Source organism: Paenibacillus sambharensis, assembly GCF_003233845.1.
Classification (GTDB): domain Bacteria; phylum Bacillota; class Bacilli; order Paenibacillales; family Paenibacillaceae; genus Paenibacillus_I; species Paenibacillus_I sambharensis.
The window spans coordinates 97,964-115,274 of record NZ_QKRB01000006.1; the positions used below are offsets into that span (position 1 = coordinate 97,964).

The window sequence follows — 17,311 nt, forward strand, 5'->3', positions numbered from 1 at the left end:
TAGCTTCTCCTATCCGAACAATCCTTGTTGATAATGCTCGGCGTTATACTTGTACCCGATGCCCCAGACGGTCTTGATATAGCGCGGGTACTTGGGGTTAGCTTCGAGCTTCTTGCGTAGATTTGTAATATGCACGTCGATTGCCCGGTCCGTTACGGGAACCTGCGGCCCTTTGATTTTTCGCAGCAGCTCTTCTCTGCTGAATACCTTGCCAGGCGCCAGAAGAAAGATACGCATCAGCTCAAATTCATGATACGTCGTCTCGACAGGCTTGCCATTGTGAAACAGCTTCCTGCGGCTGGTGTCGAGGGTGAGCGCGGAGCCGCTGTTGAGACCTACTGCGTGCGGTGAGTAGTTGGCCCGGCGAAGAAGTGCTTCAACCCGTGCCGCGAGCTCACGCATGCTGAAGGGCTTGGGCAGGTAATCGTCTGCTCCGGTAAAGAGGGCCTCGACCCGGTCGTTGACATCCTGCCTGGCTGAGAGCATTAGAATGGGAATGTCCGAGACGGAACGGATTTCCGCGCATAGTGTCATGCCATCAGTATCCGGCAGCATGATATCCAGAATAATCAGATCGGCTGCGGTAGCAGCAAGAGCCCTGCGGGCGGATGCACCGTCCATGGCACTTATGACAGAGTAACCTTCCTCCCGCAGGTAAATCGAGATCATATCCGCAATGCTGCTGTCGTCTTCTACAAGTAAAATCTTCTTCATGCGTTCGCTGAACTCCTTAGAGGTTACGGATTTTACGTTGAGTCTACCACGCAAATATTTAGAATCTATAAGGAATCCGTAACGATAGTATTTGATATGACAGCTGCTAGGTTTAAAGATTCGGGACCCGGGCATACTGGTGATAGAGCCGTTCCGGAACGCAAGCTAATGCCGCCGACGGGCGCATGAAAGAGGGGCTTGTGTCATGGTCATCCGCAATCATATTATTTCATTCCCAGTTCGCTACCGTGCTTCTTATGGTTATCTGATTCTTGCACTTATGCTGCTAGTTATGTCGTGGGAAAGCCTGAAGTCTGACGCTGCTCTGGCGAGCGGCGCCATACCGGAGGAGTCGATCCGGCTCCGCATACTTGCCAATTCCGATTCCCCTGCCGACCAGGCTGTCAAACGGCATGTGCGTGATGCGGTGGTGGCCGATATGGAGCGTTATACGGCCGGCATGTCCTCAATTGAGGAAGCGCGCCAAGTTATTGGCGGCCGTCTTGATGAGATTGAAACGCTGGTTCGTCAAGAGCTGGCTGAGCGGGGATTCACGTATGCTGTGCATGCGGAGCTGGCAGAGGTTCCGTTCCCTACCAAAATGTACGGCAGCCGCGTATATCCGGCGGGCGACTATGAAGCGCTGCGCATTACACTCGGTGCGGGCGAGGGCCAGAACTGGTGGTGCGTGCTGTTTCCCCCGCTTTGCTTCGTGGATGCAGTAAGCGGTGAAGCGACGGATGGACCCGCTGTAGCAGCCTCAGCCGCAGCTGTTCAAGGAGCATCAGGAGAGCAGGAAGGAGCAGAGACCGCGGCTGTTCAATCGGGAGAAGAGCCGGAGGTAAAGTTCTTCCTTTGGGAGATGCTTCAAGCAATCGGCGATTTCTTCCGGAATCTGTTTGGCTAAAACAGAGCAGAAGGCAAAACCTGTCAGGGCTTGCTGATAGATTGTGATATAATGGAGTCGCAATTCAACTTGACGATTCGGAGTGAAACAGGCTTTGACAGAGCGGAAGATGAAGTTATGGAGAATACCGGAAAATGGTTCTGAAAGCCCGGAAGCCAGGGCGGCCATTACAGAAGCGGGTGAGCTGCTCGGGACAGGCGGGATTGTAGCTTTTCCGACCGAGACGGTGTATGGACTTGGCTGCGACGCGGCCAATACGGAGGCGGTGGAGCGGGTCTTCGCGGCCAAGGGAAGGCCTTCCGACAACCCGCTGATCGTGCATATTGCGGACGAGAGACAGCTGGAGCCCATTGTTAAGCCTTACAGCGGCACAGCTGCCAAGCTGATGGCCGCTTTTTGGCCAGGGCCCCTTACGATTGTGCTTCCAGCGCTGGAAGGGGCGGTGTCGCCGCGGGTTACAGCTGGTCTAGATACGGTAGCTGTACGCATGCCGGCACATGAGACGGCTCTTAAGCTCATTGCCGCCGCAGGGTGCCCGATCGCAGCCCCAAGCGCTAACCGTTCGGGAAGGCCGAGTCCCACCCGCGCGGAGCATGTGCAGGAGGATCTGGAGAGCCGGATTGACGGTCTGGTAGACGGTGGTCCCGCTGCTGTCGGCCTGGAATCTACGGTGGTGGAAGTTTCGGAAGGGTGCATTCGCATTCTTCGTCCGGGCAGTGTGACAGCAGAGGAACTGGCAGCAGCGGGCGGTTGCGAGGTGGTTGAGCAGGACGAAGGTGCGGCAGGCGAGCGGTCCGGCCAGCCGGAAGCTCCGCGGTCTCCGGGCATGAAATATACGCATTATGCGCCTGCGGGCAGCATGACCCTGGTAGCCGGCGAGCCGGAAGCAGTAAGCGGCTATATTATGAAGGAAGCTGCGATGGCTGCCGCTGAAGGCAGGCGTACGGGAATATTGGTGTATGAAGAGCATGCGGCAGCTTATGAGGCGGATGCCGTCCTTGTGCTTGGCAGTCTTGGCCGTCCGGCTGATGCTGCACGCACCCTGTATGATGCTCTTCGGACATTTGATAAGCTGGGAATCGAAGAAATATGGGCCGAAGCCTGTCCGCAGGAGGGGATCGGCGCTGCCCTCATGAACCGTCTGACGAAGGCGGCGGGAGGCAGATTGATTCAGGTTTAGAGAGAACGTGAACAACAGGCCCCGTCATGAACGGCGCCTTGTCCGCATACATTGGGTAGAGAATGCTGCGGACAAGGAGAGATACGGGAATGGATGGAGCTGTATTGGGAACATCGGTCGCTGCCGGGCAGCTGATGACAATCGTTGTGATGGCAGTTGCCCTCGGAATGGACGCTTTCTCGCTCGGCATTGGCATCGGACTTAAAGGGATACGCAAACTGGATATAGTGAAATTAAGCCTGCTGATCGCCTTCTTCCATGTTGTGATGCCGCTGATGGGCATGTTCATGGGCCAGTATGTCGGCAGCCTGCTGGGAGGCGTGGCTGTCAAGGCGGGCGGCGCCCTTCTGCTCCTGCTTGGCGGTCACATGATCTACAGCTCGCTGCGCGGGGACGCGGTGCAGTCATTTGACCACAGGACGGCATGGGGCATGCTGCTCTTCTCCCTCAGCGTCAGCATTGACTCGTTCTCGGTGGGGGTATCGCTCGGCATGTTTGCGACTGATGTGGTCACAACGGTGTTGATGTTCGGGCTGTTTGGCGGGATCATGTCCATTATGGGGCTGCTGCTGGGCCGGCGTGTCAGCCGCAGCCTGGGTGAATACGGGGAAGCCTGCGGGGGCATTATTTTATTCGCATTTGGCATTCTGTTTTTAATATAATATGATGTGGTAAGGTACAATAACGTGTAAAGCATAGCGACTGAAAGGGGGATGTGCAGCTGTGATACGTATCTTGTTCGTATGCACTGGCAACACCTGCCGCAGTCCGATGGCGGAAGCCCTGCTTAGAGAGCGGGCCAAAGCGAGGGGCATTGAGGTAGAGGTACGCTCGGCAGGCGTTTCGACGGTCGACGGCTTACCGGTTTCTCCGCATGCGGCGGAAACGCTGCGGGCGAGAAACATCACCCACGCCGGTTCATCCCATGCGGTTACGGGCCAGCTGATTGACTGGGCTGATCTTATTCTGGCGATGACGACCAGTCATAAGCGCAATCTCATTGAGCGGTTTCCGGTAGCGGTGGAGAAGACGCACACGCTGATGGAGTATGTGGAAGACCGCAAGGATGTTATGTCGGATATCAGTGAGCTTGAACGGCTGTATTCGGAATGGCAGGTCAAGCAGGTGCTCGGGGAGCAGCTGTCGGATGAGGAGCGGGCGCGGCTTCTGCAGCTGGAGCAGCAGATTCCGAGCTTCGATATCGCCGATCCGTTTGGCGGCTCGCTGGAGCGGTACCGTCAAGTGGCCGATGAGCTCACGGGAGCCGTTGATAAGCTGCTGGACAAGCTGCTGCTGGGAATGGGCCACCGGGCAAAGAACGATTGATTTTGCCTGATGTTTCCGTTATGATGAAGATAATGAATTTCAAGATCCGATGTGACTGGCGACGGAAGTGGGTAACCACGGTGGAGCATCGGAACATACGGCCGGTCGCCTGGGCAAAGAGCAGCATGTCTTCGACATGTCTTGCTCTTTTTTTGTTCTTTTGGACATGGTTTAAGGTATAATAAGCCTGAATTGTTAAAGGACGCTTCATGAATGCAGCATAACAATAATCAGGAGGTACTAAACAGATGAAAATTGCAATAGGCGCAGACCACGCAGGCTACCGTTTGAAGGATGAGATCGTTCCGATGCTTCGTGAAATGGGACACGAGATTGAAGATTTCGGCTGTGACTGCAGTCAATCGGTCGATTATCCGGATTACGCGATCCCGGTATGCGAAGCGGTAACAGAAGGACGGGCGGAGCGCGGGATTCTGATCTGCGGCACAGGGATCGGCATGTCGATTGCAGCCAACAAGATGCCTGGCATCCGCTGCGCTCTGGTGCACGATATGTTCTCAGCCAAAGCGACCAGGGAGCATAACGATACGAATGTTCTGGCTATGGGCGAGCGTGTAATCGGGCCAGGCCTGGCACAGGAAATTGTCCGCATCTGGATCGAGACGCCATTCTCGAATGGCGAGCGTCATGCGGGCCGGATTGGCAAGGTGAAGGCGCTGGAAGAGAAATATACGATCCATCCGTAAGCGGAGGTGATCCTTATGAATAGAGAGCAGATTGATCCGCAAGCAATTGCGGGGAATGTTGAGACGGCGGTGAGAGAGCTGGCGGCGGCAGGCTCCCTGCGAGCGGGACAGCTGCTTGTAATCGGAACCAGCACGAGCGAAGTCGCAGGTGCGCATATTGGAACAGCGGGCACTCTGGATGTAGCGGCTGCGATCTATGAAGGGGTTGAGGCCGTGCGCAAGGAGATCGGCTTCATCCCGCTCTATCAGTGCTGTGAGCACCTTAATCGTGCGCTGGTGACGACTCGCGAAGCTCAGGAACGCTACGGTCTGACTGAGGTTGCGGCTGTGCCGGTTCCGGGGGCGGGCGGCTCGATGGCGGCTTATGCCTATCGTCATTTGACGGACAGCGTGCTTGTGGAACAGGTTCAGGCCCATGCGGGCATCGATATCGGCGATACGCTGATCGGCATGCATTTGCGGCCGGTTGCCGTCCCGGTAAGGCCTTCTGTGAAGCGGATCGGTGAGGCGCATGTTACGATGGCCTACACCCGGCCGAAGCTGATCGGCGGCGCACGCGCCGTGTACCAGCTTGAACTGCCTGATGATGGGCATGCATCTCGTATCCCCACTTGTGATTAACGGCTTTAACCCCCCTATTGATAGATCGTTTACTTTGTGAAGGAGGATTATCTGAAATTATGGAAAACTTACGTAAGCAGGACCCTGAAATCGTCAAGGCGCTTGGACTTGAGCTGCAGCGCCAGCGTGACAACCTGGAGCTGATCGCTTCCGAGAACATTGTCAGCGAAGCAGTTCTGGAGACAGTAGGAACCGTATTAACGAACAAATATGCGGAAGGTTATCCGGGCAAGCGCTACTATGGCGGCTGCGAGTATGTGGATATTGCTGAAGATATCGCACGCAACCGTGCCAAGGAGCTGTTCGGCGCTGAACACGTGAACGTGCAGCCGCATTCCGGCGCACAGGCGAATATGGCTGTATATCTTGCTGCACTGAAGCCTGGCGATACTGTGCTTGGCATGGACCTGGCGCATGGCGGCCATTTGACACACGGCAGCCCGGTCAACGCATCGGGCCTGCTCTATAATTTCGTTGCTTATGGTGTCAGCGAGGATTCCTTCACCATTGACTATGAAGAGGTACGCAAGGCGGCATTCAAGCATCGTCCCCGTATGATCGTGGCAGGCGCCAGCGCCTATCCGCGGATCATTGATTTTGAGAAGCTGGGCCAGATTGCGCAGGAAGTCGGCGCTTTGTTCATGGTGGATATGGCGCATATCGCCGGTCTGGTAGCTGCAGGCCTGCATCCAAGCCCGGTGCCGCATGCCCATTTTGTAACCACAACGACACACAAGACGCTTCGCGGACCGCGCGGCGGCATGATTATGTGCCGCAAGCCTTGGGCTGCAGCGATTGATAAGGCGGTATTCCCAGGCTCGCAGGGCGGCCCTCTGATGCATATTATCGCAGCGAAGGCGGTAGCGTTCGGCGAAGCGCTTCAGCCTTCCTTCAAGACCTATGCACAGAACGTGATCGACAACGCACAGGCACTGGCTCAAGGCTTGACTGAAGAAGGCCTCAACCTGGTGTCCGGCGGCACGGACAATCACCTGATGCTGATTGACACCCGCAACCTGAACATCTCGGGTAAGGAAGCCGAGCATGTACTGGATTCCGTGGCAATCACGGTGAACAAGAATGCCATTCCGTTCGACCCGACCAGCCCGTTCGTGACCAGCGGTATCCGGATCGGCACACCGGCAGTAACCTCCCGCGGCATGGATACCGAAGCGATGAAGACCATTGCCAAGGTTATTGCCATGACGCTGAAGAATCCGAAGGACGATGCGGTTCTCGAGAAGGCGCGCGGCATGGTAAGTGAGCTGACGGCTAAATACCCGCTCTACCCTTCGATTAATTATTAATCATACCGCAAAAGAAGAAGCTGCTGACTACGATGTCGGCAGCTTCTTCTATTAGATGAGAGAGTTGTATGGGTGGCCAAGTACAGTCCAGGCAGGCTGGGGAGCTGGTGCTAGGCCTCAGCCGGTTGGACCGGCTGCTGGCCTTTTAGGAGGGCGGTCTTGGAAGCCCGGTAATATAGGAGGGCCGATATCCCTACCAGAAATGCTGAGTATAAATACATATTGCTGTAGTGAACGTAAGAGGCTAACAGCCCCAGGAAATAGGAGCCTGCGCCATAGCCGGAGTCGAACAAAACAAAGAAGGTACTAATGGCAATGCCTGTACTTGCCGGTGCCGCTTGAATGGCGAGGGTCTGATAGCTCGGAAAGAGCACACCATAGCCCAGACCAAGAATGCCCCCGGACAGCAAGAGGGTAAAGGGGCTGTGCGCTTGGCTCAGAAGCACCATGCCGGCCGTGAAGCTTACGAGCCCCGGATAGATAAGGACGCTTGCTCCATAGCGGTCGAACAAGCGTCCGGTAAACGGCCGCGGGATGACGATCATCAGCGCAAAGCAGACGAAGAACCAGCTTGCAGTCTTGTGCAGCCCCAGCTCGTCCGCATACACGGAGAGGAAGGTCGTAATGCCGCTGTAGGCGAATGCCAGCACGAGGGCGGTCAAGGCGATGGGAACAGCCTTGGGCTCGAAGATGCTTCTAATCCAGCGGGTATCAGCAGCTGCTAAGTTGCCCCTGGTCGTATTCACGGCCGGCAGCTTCGCCAGAATTCCGCTTGCGAGTGACAGCAGGGCGAACAAGCCGCATAGGGAGAAGAACAGGGTGAAGCTGTGTTCAGATGCCGTTAGCCCGGCGAAAGGGCCGATGACCATGGCAAGACTCATAAACAGGCTGAAGTAGCCTATTCCTTCGCCTTTGCGGCTGTTAGGCACCAGAAGGGCTGCCGCTGTACTCGAAGCAGTGGCCGCGAGACCGAACCCGATTCCATGCACAAAGCGCAGGACAAGCAGCATGGGCAGTGACGGTATTGCGTAATACAGCAGGGAAGCGGCCATAAACAGGCTGAGGCCGGTCAGCAGAATCGGCCGGTTGCCGATCCGGACGGCCAGCCGTCCGGCGATGGGCCGGCAGATGACGGTGGCAGCCACGAATACTGTCATCGCAAGTCCGATCTCCTGGCGGCTGCCGTTCAGACTGTTTTCCACGAACAGCGGAAGTGCGGTTGCGAGCATATAGAAGGTCATAAACAGGAAAAAGCTGCTCCAGCAGATCAGCGTGAAGCTGCGTGTCCAGAGCTTGGCAGCGGTATGGTTCATTGATCATAATCTCCTTGCTGGTGGATCTTGTTGGGAAAATATTCAGGTCCCGGAGTGCCGGTCGGCGTTCTTGTTAATGGCAGCCATTACGGCATAGAAGACGGAGAGGTCATCTTCACTAATGCCCTCTGTCAGCGAGGCGGCAAACTCCTGCTCAACAGGGGTGAGCAGCTTGTTAAGTGATCTTCCGCTTTCCGTAGGATGGAGCTTGAAGGACCTGCGGTCCAGTGGGTTGTGCCTGCGTTCGACCAATCCCTTGCGCTCCAGCTGGTCCAGTATTCTTGTTGTATTGGCAGGGTCCTTATCAGCCTTCATGCCCAGCTCCCGCTGGGTTAAGCCTACTTCCTGGCAGAGCAGGTGGAGCAGCGACCACTGCTCGGATGTGATGCCGTGCGGCTGATAAACGCGGGTAAGAAGGTGGCTTAGTTTACGACCGGTATTGCTGATCAGATATCCGGGAGAATCGTGTAAGTTCATAGGCTTAACCTCTTGAGTAAATAGTTGTGGTAACAATTATATGTATAGCATCTAATTGACGTCAAGGCTTAAACTTAAGCGAATTTTAAGGAAGCTCAGGTCGGCTGCTGTGATATGCTGAGTGTATGAAAGCTGTCCGCTTGTGTGTGGACGACTGAGAGGAGTAAGGCATGGAACCTTTCTGGATTGCAATTGGCGTCATTGCTGTGGTCTCTGCTGTGGGAGCAGCTGCCTTCCGGCGAAACCGTGTTCAGCACCCGGGAGGGCGGCGGAGAGGCGGAACCAAACCACCGCCAGTCCTCGGAGTACGGGAGGATCATCCCGCTTACAGCGCTGCACTTCGCCTGGAGGCAGTGCTGGATGATGATTTTATAGCAAGGGTTAAGGACCGGGTGCTGCATGCAGAGCCGAACCTGGCGGAGCAGCAGTGGGAATGGCGGTGGTTTGAGCTTAAGCGGTATTTTCTGATGTGCGGTATTATGAGAGCGGTCCCTATGTACAGCAGCAAAGTTGATGATATATGGCATGAAATGCTGATGTTTACGAGAGAATACCAGGTATTCTGCGAGCGCTTCTGCGGCGCAATGATTCATCATGCCCCGCACGGCAAGGCTGGTCAGCCAAGGCCGGATGAACGTGCGATGTTCGAGTGGGTGTACACCGAGCTGTTTGGGCCGCCTGCGCAACGGCCGGACATCTGGGGGCCGTTCTACCGGGTGCCCATGTCACCGGGACTGCTGTCGGAACTGGCGAACAAGTCGGAGTGCGCCCTGAAGGAAAGAAGATTCAATATGCGGGCCGCTGAGCGCTTCGGGGACCTGGAGGCAAGTGTGGACCGTCTGATCAAGACAGCCCGCGGGCAGATCAGCGAAGCCAAGTCGCGCATTGAGCAGGGGGAAGACCGCTTGCGCAGGGAAAGCTGGCCGCAGCCCGTTGAGATGATGGGGGCGGCGATGATATTTGCTTCCATGTCACAGCCGCAGCAGTATGACCGCCACATGGAGCAGCTGACGGGAAAGGCGGAGCGCGGCCAAGGCTCCGGATCAAGCTGCAACTCAAGCTACTATGGCGGGGACAGCAGAGATGCGGGTGACTGCACACCTTCCGGAGGGGATGGCGGGGGTTCATCCTGCAGCTCCAGCTGCGGAGGCGGATGCAGCAGCTGACTTCTTCATAATTATTTTCACAAACTGCGGCCTGCCGCAGTTTTTTGTTTGAAACAATGGTATAATATACAGGATTATGCGCTTGAGGGCTGTCCTAATAAGGACTTTCTGCTGCAAGCAAGGAGGAGCACACATGGGTAAACTGGTCATCTGCGACCATCCTTTAATCCAACATAAACTGACGTTTATCCGGGATAAAGCGACGAACACGAAGGACTTCCGTGATCTCGTCAGTGAGGTCGCTACGCTGATGGCGTACGAAATTACAAGAGACGTTCCACTTGAAACGATTCAGATCGAAACACCGGTATGCGAGATGGAGAGCTATATCTTGTCAGGCCGGATGATTGGGCTGGTACCAATCCTGCGCGCAGGTCTTGGCATGGTGGATGGTATTCTGCAGCTGATTCCTTCGGCGAAGGTGGGCCATATCGGTCTGTACCGCAACGAGGAGACGCTGCAGCCGGTTGAATATTACATAAACTTACCGACAGACGCACAAGAGCGTCTGCTTATCGTAATTGATCCGATGCTGGCTACCGGCGGCTCGGCCAATGCGGCCATAGAAGCCTTGAAGAAGAGAGACTGCACCCATCTGAAGCTGATGTGTCTTATTGCCGCGCCGGAAGGTGTGAAAGCGGTGCAGGATGCCCATCCGGACGTCGATATTTTCGTGGCTTCCGTCGATGAGCGTCTGAATGAGAATGGTTATATCGTTCCTGGTCTCGGCGATGCGGGAGACAGGCTGTTCGGTACGAAGTAATCAGGCTGAGCCTTTGGGCTGAACCACGGATGAACTGAGTTAATGGGAGTGAACAGATTGAAGAAGCTCAAAGTAATGACGATATTTGGCACACGTCCTGAAGCCATCAAGATGGCGCCGCTGGTGCTCGAGCTCCAGAAGTATGACGAAGAGATCGAGTCCATTGTGTGTGTAACCGCCCAGCATCGGCAGATGCTGGACCAGGTGCTGGATTTCTTTGAAATCCAGCCCCATTATGACCTTAATGTCATGAAGGACCGTCAGACGCTGACCGAAACCACGGTTCGTGTTTTATCGGGACTGGACCCGGTTCTGGAAGAAGCCAAGCCGGATATCGTGCTTGTTCATGGTGACACCCAGACAACCTTCCTGGCGAGCTACGCGGCGTTCCTGAAGCAGATCCAGGTTGGCCATGTGGAGGCGGGACTGCGGACGTGGAACAAGATGTCCCCATATCCGGAAGAGATGAACCGCCAGCTGGCGGGCGTGCTTTCCGATGTCCATTTTGCCCCGACGGACTGGTCGGCCGGCAACCTGCGCAAGGAGAACAAGCCTGAATCAGCTATCTATACGACAGGCAACACGGCCACCGACGTATTCCAGTATACGGTTGATCCGTCCTTCAGCCATCCTGTACTGGATTGGGCCAAGGGCAAGCGGATGGTCCTGATGACTGCGCACCGCCGTGAGTCGATCGGTGAGCCTCACCGCAATATCTTCCGGGCCGTTAAACGTCTGGCGGACGAGTATGAGGATGTTGTATTTGTCTACGCGGTTCATCCAAATCCTGCAGTCCGGGAACCAGCACAGGAGATTCTGGGCGGGCATCCGCGCGTCCGTCTGATTGATCCGCCGGATGTGTTTGAATTCCACAACTTCTATCCGCATGCCTACATGATTATGACTGATTCAGGCGGCATGCAGGAGGAAGCGCCTTCGTTCGGTGTGCCTACGCTTGTCCTGCGGGATACGACCGAACGTCCGGAAGGAATTGAAGCCGGTACGCTTGAGCTGGCAGGGACGGAAGAGTCTGTTGTGTATGAGCGCGCGAGACGCCTGCTGACCGACAAGGAAGCCTACGACCGGATGAGCAAGTCGGCGAATCCCTATGGGGATGGTCAGGCATCCGCGAGGATTGTGCAGGCGATTCTTCACCATTTCGGACGCCGTCCGGAACGCCCGGAGCCGTTTTCGGTGCGGTCTTAAGCGGTTTAGTTGTTAGAAAAGCGTTAAAAAACTTAACAGTGTACAGTTCTACTGTATGGTTCGATAGTGATAAAAATCCTGTAGTATCAAGGGTTTTCGGGAATTTGTTCACCAAATGTTTGAATTTATATTCATTGACAAACGTTAGGGCGCTTGGATAAAATAGATGAGGGTTGACAGGGGTAGTGGCTAATGAGCAAGAGAAGTAACGGTGACAATCCCTGGCGGGCGGCCGGTCTGGTCGGCGTTATGGGAGTCAATGTCGCTGCGTGTATCCTTCTCGGCTATTTCCTGGGGGATTGGCTTGGCGGCTCACGCGGGTGGGTTGTCGGCGGAATTCTTGCCGGGCTGGCCGTCGGTATTTTCTCCTGCGTCGTTTTGGTCAAGTATGTACTGGAGGACTCCGATGGATGAGCTGTTGAAGAGAGCCGCTAGGTCTGCGCTTTTTTTTATGTCCGCGCTATGCGCGGCGTGGGCATTTGCCCCGGAAGGCAGAACAGTGGCTGCCGGTCTTATCCTTGGCACCGCAGCAAGTCTCGTGAATGCGTTTTTATTACGCAGAAGGATTGAGCTGATTGCGCGTCTGGCGCTGGATAACAGCGGGAGAAAGGCGACGCTTGGTCTCGCCAGCAGACTGGCGACGATTTTGCTTGCTGTCATGGTGTCCTACCGTTTTCCTGAGTATTTCGCATTACCCGCAACATTGGCAGGCTGTTTTTATGTCCAGATTGCGGTTTTTTTTACAGCGGTTGCACAGAATATTAAGGGTAACAACGGAAAGGGGTGAAAACACAGTATGCATTTATTTCCGGTTATAGAGGTTGGAGGTTTTCACTTGGACCTGTCAACCATCCTTGCGCTTCTGGTTTCCTGTACGGTTGTGTTCGTACTCGCAAGGGTAGCTGTAAGTAATCTGTCGGTTCATAACCCGTCCAGGATGCAGAATTTTCTGGAGTGGGTCGTGGATTTTGTACATAACCTTGTCGCCAGTGCGATGCCGTTAGAGAAGGCGAAGAAGTTTATCGCATTAGGGATGACGCTGATTATGTTCATCTTTGTTTCCAACGTGCTGGGTCTTCCCTTTGGTATAGTGACCGAGCATCACCATGAAACCAAAATCTTCGGTTACACTTATGTAACAGATGAGATGGTCGCTGAGCATGATGGTCATGCCCATGTGGCGTGGTGGAAATCGCCGACAGCCGATATCATGGTTACGCTGGGCCTTGCGGTAGTTGTCTTCTTCCTGATTCACTATCTGGGCTTTACCCAGAACCGGAAGCACTACATCAAGCACTATTTCCAGCCTTTCTGGTTCTTCTTCCCGCTTAACCTGCTTGAGCAAGTGGCACGGCCGATCACGCTGGCTGTACGTTTGTACGCCAACATCTTCGCTGGTGAGCTGCTCATTGCAACCATCTTGATGCTGGGCTTTGTTGGTTTCCCGTTACTTGCCGTATGGCAAGGCTTCAGTATATTCGTAGGCGCCATCCAGGCGTTCCTGTTTACGATTCTCACAATGGTGTACATATCACAGGCCATTGTGCATGAAGATCATGACGATGATCACTAGCATTCCCCTTGTTAACTCGAATCCCGTCTGATCAATGCGGCGGCGGGTTTTCTCGGGATCACTAATAGAACAAACCAAATTTGAATGATAATCGAGGAGGATTTTACAAATGGAATTTTTGGCAGCAGCAATTGCAGTTGGTCTGGGCGCAATCGGCGCAGGTTTCGGTAACGGTATGATCGTAAGCAAGACAGTTGAAGGTATCGCTCGTCAGCCGGAAGCTCGCGGCGCTCTGCAGACGACTATGTTTATCGGTGTAGGTATCGTCGAGGTTGTTCCTTTGATCGGTGTCGTCCTCGGCTTCCTGATGTTCTTCTCGTAATATAACCAATCTACAAAATCCTGGGGCGGGGAAGGCGTAAGCCTCCACGCCTTCTGTTTGTATGAATCTGCCACTCGGCAGGGGAACTAATAGATTCAGAAAGGAGTGCCGACTGTGGAGTTTTATTGGGAATCGACAGTGATCGCGATTGTAGCGTTCATCCTGCTGTACATGCTGCTCAGCAAATATGCATTCGGTCCGCTCTTCGCGGTAATGGAGCAGCGCAGACAGCTCGTGAAGGATGAAATCGCAAGCGCGGAAACAAGCCGCAAGCAGGCTGAACAGCAGCTTAACGAACAGAAGCAAGCCCTTCAAGAGGCACGCAAGGAAGCCTTCGAAATTATTGAGCAGGCCAAGAGATCAAGCGCCAAGCAGGCGGATGATATACTGGATGCTGCCAAGCAGGAATCGGTGCGTCTGAAAGAAGAGGCTGTCAAAGATATCGAGAATGAGAAGAACAAAGCAATCTCCGCTCTGCGCAGCCAGGTTAGCGGCATGTCTGTTATGATCGCTTCGAAGATTATCGAGAAGCAAATCGACGAGAAATCCCAGGAGCAGCTGGTTGACCAATACCTGAAACAGGTAGGGAACAAATCATGAGCCGGGAAACCGTCATTGCAAAACGCTACGCGAAGGCACTGTTTGAAGTAGCCAAGCAGCAAAATGGTGTTGCGGGCGTGGAGCAGGAATTGAAGCTGGTTGCGGATTCCATCGCGAAGGACCCGCAGATCGTCGCCTTTCTCAGCTATCCGAACATTGAGTCGGAGAAGAAGGTGGCACTGATCAAGCAGGCTCTGCAGGGGAAAATCTCGCAGGATGTTCTGAATACGCTTGAACTGCTGATCGAACGCGGCCGCCAGGATGCGATCGGCAGTGTGTACGATGCCTATACGAAAATCGCGGGCGAAGCGCTGGGCCAGGCGCATGCGACCGTTTATACAGCCAAGCCGCTCGACACGGAAGAGATGAACAAGATTGCTTCCCGCTTCAGCGCAATTGTCGGCAAGATGATTGTTGCGGAGCAGGTAGTGGATCCTTCACTGCTCGGCGGCATTAAAGTCCGGATCGGGGACCGTCTCTATGACGGCAGCTTGTCCGGTAAGCTTGAACGTCTCGAAAAGGCGATCAAATCTTAAGCACTGTAGATAGGGGTGAGCGAATTGAGTATCAGACCTGATGAAATCAGCACGCTGATTAAACAGCAGATTGAACAATATAAAACAGAAATTCAAGTCGTTGAAGTCGGTACTGTAATCCAAGTCAGCGACGGTATCGCTCGCGTTCACGGCCTTGAGAATGCAATGTCCGGTGAGCTCCTCGAGTTCTCCAACGGCGTTGTAGGCATGGCTCTGAACCTTGAAGAGAGCAACGTCGGTGTCGTTATTCTTGGACCGTACACCGATATCCGCGAAGGCGACGAAGTGAAGCGTACTGGCCGGATCATGGAAGTTCCGGTTGGCGAAGCGCTTCTCGGACGTGTCGTTAACCCGCTCGGACAGCCGCTCGACGGCAAGGGCCCGATCGCAACAACGGCGTTCCGTCCGGTAGAATCCCCGGCTCCAGGCGTTATTGACCGGAAATCGGTTCATGAGCCTATGCAGACCGGTATCAAGGCGATCGATTCGATGGTACCAATCGGCCGCGGACAGCGCGAGCTGATCATCGGTGACCGTCAGACTGGTAAAACAGCGATTGCAATCGATGCAATTATTAACCAGAAGGGCAATGGCGTGAAGTGTATCTACGTTGCCATTGGCCAGAAGCAATCTACTGTTGCCAACGTAGTGGAGACACTCCGCCGCAACGGCGCGCTTGACTACACAATCGTTGTAACGGCTGCGGCTTCCGAGCCGTCCCCGCTGCTCTTCCTGGCGCCTTACGCCGGCTGTGCAATGGGCGAATATTTCATGTACAAGGGCGAGCACGTGCTCGTAATCTACGATGACCTGTCGAAGCAGGCGGCTGCTTACCGTGAGCTCTCCCTGCTGCTCCGCCGTCCACCGGGCCGGGAAGCTTATCCAGGTGACGTATTCTACCTGCACTCCCGTCTTCTGGAGCGTGCAGCGAAGCTGAGCGATGAGCTTGGCGGCGGTTCTCTGACTGCCCTGCCATTCATCGAAACGCAGGCTTCTGACGTTTCCGCATACATTCCGACGAACGTAATCTCGATTACGGACGGACAGATTTTCCTTGAGGCTGACCTGTTCTACTCCGGCCAGCGTCCGGCGATCAATGTCGGTATCTCCGTATCCCGTGTAGGTGGTTCTGCACAGATCAAAGCGATGAAGAAGGTTGCCGGCACACTCCGTCTGGACCTTGCCGCATACCGTTCACTCGCTGCGTTCGCACAGTTCGGCTCCGATCTTGACAAGAGTACTCAAGCTCAGCTGACGCGTGGTGCTCGCACGATGGAAATCCTTAAGCAGGGCGTTAACCAGCCGATGGCAGTTGAGAAGCAGGTTATCAGTATCTTCGCCGCTGTTAAGGGCCATCTGGATAATCTGCCGGTTGAGGCAGTAGGCCGTTTCGAGAAGGAACTGCATCTGTACCTGGAATCGAACAGCCCGCAAATCGCTGCGGCAATCCGCGATTCGAAGGATCTGAGCAGTGACACCGAGAAGGCGCTCACGGATGCAATCGTTAAATTTAAGAACAGCTTCGCCGTATAACCGGCGCTTAGCATAGATGACCGCGGCCGAATATGAGTAGGCAGGCGGTCAACTGCTGCACCAAACACCAGGCTTAGGCCAACCAGGAGCAGATCTGCTGGAGAAGGCGGACTGTCCGCTGGGCGGCCTGGGCAATAAAGGCGGGTGAACAAGATGGCAAAAGGCATGCGCGAAATCAAGAGCCAAATCAAGAGTACGCAGAACACGATGCAGATTACGAAAGCGATGGAAATGGTCGCTGCTGCAAAGCTGCGCCGTGCTCAGGAAGCGGCTCAGGCATCAAGTCCTTACGCAGATAAGCTGAAAGAGGTTGTTGCGAGTATTGCAGCTGGTACGAAGGGTGTCACACACCCGATGCTGCAAAAGCGTGAAATCAAGAAAACAGGTTATCTGGTTATTACGTCGGACAGAGGCTTAGCAGGCGGTTATAATGCCAACGTACTTCGTAAGCTGGTTAATACAATCCGTCAGAAGCACAAATCTGCCGATGAATATGTTCTGTTCGTGATCGGCCGTAAAGGCCGGGATTACTTCCGCCGGCTGAATATGCCGATCATGGAAGAAGTAATCGGTTTGCCTGACTCCCCAAGCTTCGCAGACATCAAGTCTGTTGCCTATACGGCAGTCAAGCAGTTTGAGGAAGGCACCTATGACGAGCTCTACATCTACTATAATCATTTCGTGAATGCAATGACTCAGATCCCGACTGACAAGCGGCTGCTTCCTCTCGAGGAAGTGAGCGGCGGAACGCAGTTGACTAGTTATGAATATGAACCGTCTGCTGAGCGCGTGCTGAACGTGCTGCTGCCCAAGTATGCAGAGACGCTGATCTACAGTTCTGTACTGAACGGCAAAGCAAGTGAGTTCGGTGCTAGAATGACAGCAATGGGCTCCGCTACGAAGAACGCGAAGAAGATGATCTCCGAGCTTACGCTCACGTACAACCGAGCGCGTCAAGCGGCCATTACGCAGGAGATTTCCGAAATCGTGGCAGGAGCGAACGCACAAGGCTAAGCTTCGAAGCTGCAGGGTTCGGGGGTATACCCTGGCAGGGCGGAGG

Annotated in this window: 21 protein-coding genes and 1 riboswitch; of the genes, 18 read left to right on the top strand and 3 right to left on the bottom strand. The window is 54.6% G+C overall.

Going from position 1 to position 17,311, the window contains the following annotated elements; genetic code table 11:
- Positions 1-9: 9 nt before the first annotated feature.
- The gene (locus tag DNH61_RS00450) at positions 10-714 is read right to left on the bottom strand and encodes a response regulator transcription factor (protein WP_111144731.1); all 705 of its coding nucleotides are present in this window, start codon (positions 712-714) and stop codon (positions 10-12) included.
- Between the two features lie 205 nt (positions 715-919).
- On the opposite strand from DNH61_RS00450, the gene spoIIR reads away from it, so the two are divergent.
- The 7 genes from spoIIR (at position 920) to DNH61_RS00485 (ending at position 6,762) form a co-directional block, all read left to right on the top strand.
- The gene (gene spoIIR, locus DNH61_RS00455) at positions 920-1,621 is read left to right on the top strand and encodes a stage II sporulation protein R (protein WP_111144732.1); all 702 of its coding nucleotides are present in this window, start codon (positions 920-922) and stop codon (positions 1,619-1,621) included.
- Positions 1,622-1,730: 109 nt separating this feature from the next.
- Positions 1,731-2,801 (top strand): L-threonylcarbamoyladenylate synthase, encoded by a 1,071-nt coding sequence (locus DNH61_RS00460; RefSeq protein WP_111144849.1) that lies wholly within the window; start codon positions 1,731-1,733, stop codon positions 2,799-2,801.
- 89 nt (positions 2,802-2,890) lie between these two features.
- Complete coding sequence (locus DNH61_RS00465; RefSeq protein WP_111144733.1) at positions 2,891-3,463, top strand: manganese efflux pump MntP; 573 nt, start codon at positions 2,891-2,893, stop codon at positions 3,461-3,463.
- 61 nt (positions 3,464-3,524) lie between these two features.
- Complete coding sequence (locus DNH61_RS00470; protein ID WP_111144734.1) at positions 3,525-4,127, top strand: low molecular weight protein arginine phosphatase; 603 nt, start codon at positions 3,525-3,527, stop codon at positions 4,125-4,127.
- Between the two features lie 41 nt (positions 4,128-4,168).
- A riboswitch (ZMP/ZTP riboswitch) is annotated at positions 4,169-4,249 on the top strand.
- A gap of 126 nt (positions 4,250-4,375) precedes the next feature.
- Positions 4,376-4,834 (top strand): ribose 5-phosphate isomerase B, encoded by a 459-nt coding sequence (rpiB, locus tag DNH61_RS00475; protein ID WP_111144735.1) that lies wholly within the window; start codon positions 4,376-4,378, stop codon positions 4,832-4,834.
- 15 nt (positions 4,835-4,849) lie between these two features.
- On the top strand, positions 4,850-5,455 hold the full coding sequence (locus DNH61_RS00480) for a TIGR01440 family protein (RefSeq protein ID WP_111144736.1): 606 nt from the start codon (positions 4,850-4,852) through the stop codon (positions 5,453-5,455).
- Between the two features lie 59 nt (positions 5,456-5,514).
- Entirely contained in the window at positions 5,515-6,762 is a 1,248-nt protein-coding gene (locus DNH61_RS00485; protein ID WP_146240920.1) for a serine hydroxymethyltransferase, read from the top strand.
- A 110-nt stretch (positions 6,763-6,872) separates the two neighbouring features.
- Here the strand turns inward: DNH61_RS00485 and DNH61_RS00490 are convergent, their stop codons facing one another.
- Entirely contained in the window at positions 6,873-8,075 is a 1,203-nt protein-coding gene (locus tag DNH61_RS00490; RefSeq protein WP_111144737.1) for an MFS transporter, read from the bottom strand.
- A gap of 42 nt (positions 8,076-8,117) precedes the next feature.
- Positions 8,118-8,552, bottom strand: a complete 435-nt coding sequence (locus DNH61_RS00495; RefSeq protein ID WP_111144738.1) for a MarR family winged helix-turn-helix transcriptional regulator — start codon at positions 8,550-8,552, stop codon at positions 8,118-8,120.
- 170 nt (positions 8,553-8,722) lie between these two features.
- On the opposite strand from DNH61_RS00495, the gene DNH61_RS00500 reads away from it, so the two are divergent.
- The 11 genes from DNH61_RS00500 (at position 8,723) to atpG (ending at position 17,265) form a co-directional block, all read left to right on the top strand.
- A complete protein-coding gene (locus DNH61_RS00500; RefSeq protein WP_111144739.1) occupies positions 8,723-9,718 on the top strand; it encodes a glycine-rich domain-containing protein in 996 nt (331 codons plus the stop codon).
- Between the two features lie 133 nt (positions 9,719-9,851).
- Complete coding sequence (gene upp / locus DNH61_RS00505; RefSeq protein ID WP_111144740.1) at positions 9,852-10,481, top strand: uracil phosphoribosyltransferase; 630 nt, start codon at positions 9,852-9,854, stop codon at positions 10,479-10,481.
- Positions 10,482-10,538: 57 nt separating this feature from the next.
- Positions 10,539-11,687, top strand: a complete 1,149-nt coding sequence (gene wecB / locus DNH61_RS00510) for a non-hydrolyzing UDP-N-acetylglucosamine 2-epimerase (protein WP_111144741.1) — start codon at positions 10,539-10,541, stop codon at positions 11,685-11,687.
- Positions 11,688-11,879: 192 nt separating this feature from the next.
- Entirely contained in the window at positions 11,880-12,101 is a 222-nt protein-coding gene (locus tag DNH61_RS00515) for an AtpZ/AtpI family protein (RefSeq protein ID WP_111144742.1), read from the top strand.
- Entirely contained in the window at positions 12,094-12,474 is a 381-nt protein-coding gene (locus DNH61_RS00520) for an ATP synthase subunit I (protein ID WP_111144743.1), read from the top strand. Before DNH61_RS00515 ends, DNH61_RS00520 begins: the two co-directional genes overlap by 8 nt.
- 9 nt (positions 12,475-12,483) lie before the next feature.
- Positions 12,484-13,260: a F0F1 ATP synthase subunit A gene (gene atpB / locus DNH61_RS00525; protein WP_111144744.1), complete on the top strand. Its 777-nt coding sequence runs from the start codon at positions 12,484-12,486 to the stop codon at positions 13,258-13,260.
- Positions 13,261-13,369: 109 nt separating this feature from the next.
- Positions 13,370-13,582: a F0F1 ATP synthase subunit C gene (gene atpE, locus DNH61_RS00530; RefSeq protein ID WP_111144745.1), complete on the top strand. Its 213-nt coding sequence runs from the start codon at positions 13,370-13,372 to the stop codon at positions 13,580-13,582.
- Between the two features lie 114 nt (positions 13,583-13,696).
- The gene (gene atpF, locus DNH61_RS00535) at positions 13,697-14,182 is read left to right on the top strand and encodes a F0F1 ATP synthase subunit B (RefSeq protein ID WP_111144746.1); all 486 of its coding nucleotides are present in this window, start codon (positions 13,697-13,699) and stop codon (positions 14,180-14,182) included.
- Positions 14,179-14,718: a F0F1 ATP synthase subunit delta gene (locus tag DNH61_RS00540; RefSeq protein WP_111144747.1), complete on the top strand. Its 540-nt coding sequence runs from the start codon at positions 14,179-14,181 to the stop codon at positions 14,716-14,718. Before atpF ends, DNH61_RS00540 begins: the two co-directional genes overlap by 4 nt.
- A gap of 24 nt (positions 14,719-14,742) precedes the next feature.
- On the top strand, positions 14,743-16,251 hold the full coding sequence (gene atpA, locus DNH61_RS00545; RefSeq protein WP_111144748.1) for a F0F1 ATP synthase subunit alpha: 1,509 nt from the start codon (positions 14,743-14,745) through the stop codon (positions 16,249-16,251).
- Between the two features lie 153 nt (positions 16,252-16,404).
- Positions 16,405-17,265 carry an ATP synthase F1 subunit gamma gene (gene atpG, locus DNH61_RS00550; protein ID WP_111144749.1) on the top strand — a complete coding sequence of 287 codons (861 nt, stop codon included), beginning with the start codon at positions 16,405-16,407 and terminating at the stop codon, positions 17,263-17,265.
- Positions 17,266-17,311: the final 46 nt, after the last annotated feature.

Coding starts and splice junctions, on each gene's coding strand:
- atpG (WP_111144749.1), top strand. CDS start 16,405: ATGGCAAAAGGCATGCGCGAAATCAAGAGCCAAATCAAGAGTACGCAG.
- DNH61_RS00485 (WP_146240920.1), top strand. CDS start 5,515: ATGGAAAACTTACGTAAGCAGGACCCTGAAATCGTCAAGGCGCTTGGA.
- DNH61_RS00480 (WP_111144736.1), top strand. CDS start 4,850: ATGAATAGAGAGCAGATTGATCCGCAAGCAATTGCGGGGAATGTTGAG.
- DNH61_RS00520 (WP_111144743.1), top strand. CDS start 12,094: ATGGATGAGCTGTTGAAGAGAGCCGCTAGGTCTGCGCTTTTTTTTATG.
- DNH61_RS00540 (WP_111144747.1), top strand. CDS start 14,179: ATGAGCCGGGAAACCGTCATTGCAAAACGCTACGCGAAGGCACTGTTT.
- atpB (WP_111144744.1), top strand. CDS start 12,484: ATGCATTTATTTCCGGTTATAGAGGTTGGAGGTTTTCACTTGGACCTG.
- atpE (WP_111144745.1), top strand. CDS start 13,370: ATGGAATTTTTGGCAGCAGCAATTGCAGTTGGTCTGGGCGCAATCGGC.
- DNH61_RS00495 (WP_111144738.1), bottom strand. CDS start 8,552: ATGAACTTACACGATTCTCCCGGATATCTGATCAGCAATACCGGTCGT.
- rpiB (WP_111144735.1), top strand. CDS start 4,376: ATGAAAATTGCAATAGGCGCAGACCACGCAGGCTACCGTTTGAAGGAT.
- DNH61_RS00490 (WP_111144737.1), bottom strand. CDS start 8,075: ATGAACCATACCGCTGCCAAGCTCTGGACACGCAGCTTCACGCTGATC.
- upp (WP_111144740.1), top strand. CDS start 9,852: ATGGGTAAACTGGTCATCTGCGACCATCCTTTAATCCAACATAAACTG.
- DNH61_RS00465 (WP_111144733.1), top strand. CDS start 2,891: ATGGATGGAGCTGTATTGGGAACATCGGTCGCTGCCGGGCAGCTGATG.
- DNH61_RS00515 (WP_111144742.1), top strand. CDS start 11,880: ATGAGCAAGAGAAGTAACGGTGACAATCCCTGGCGGGCGGCCGGTCTG.
- DNH61_RS00500 (WP_111144739.1), top strand. CDS start 8,723: ATGGAACCTTTCTGGATTGCAATTGGCGTCATTGCTGTGGTCTCTGCT.
- DNH61_RS00460 (WP_111144849.1), top strand. CDS start 1,731: ATGAAGTTATGGAGAATACCGGAAAATGGTTCTGAAAGCCCGGAAGCC.
- spoIIR (WP_111144732.1), top strand. CDS start 920: ATGGTCATCCGCAATCATATTATTTCATTCCCAGTTCGCTACCGTGCT.
- DNH61_RS00450 (WP_111144731.1), bottom strand. CDS start 714: ATGAAGAAGATTTTACTTGTAGAAGACGACAGCAGCATTGCGGATATG.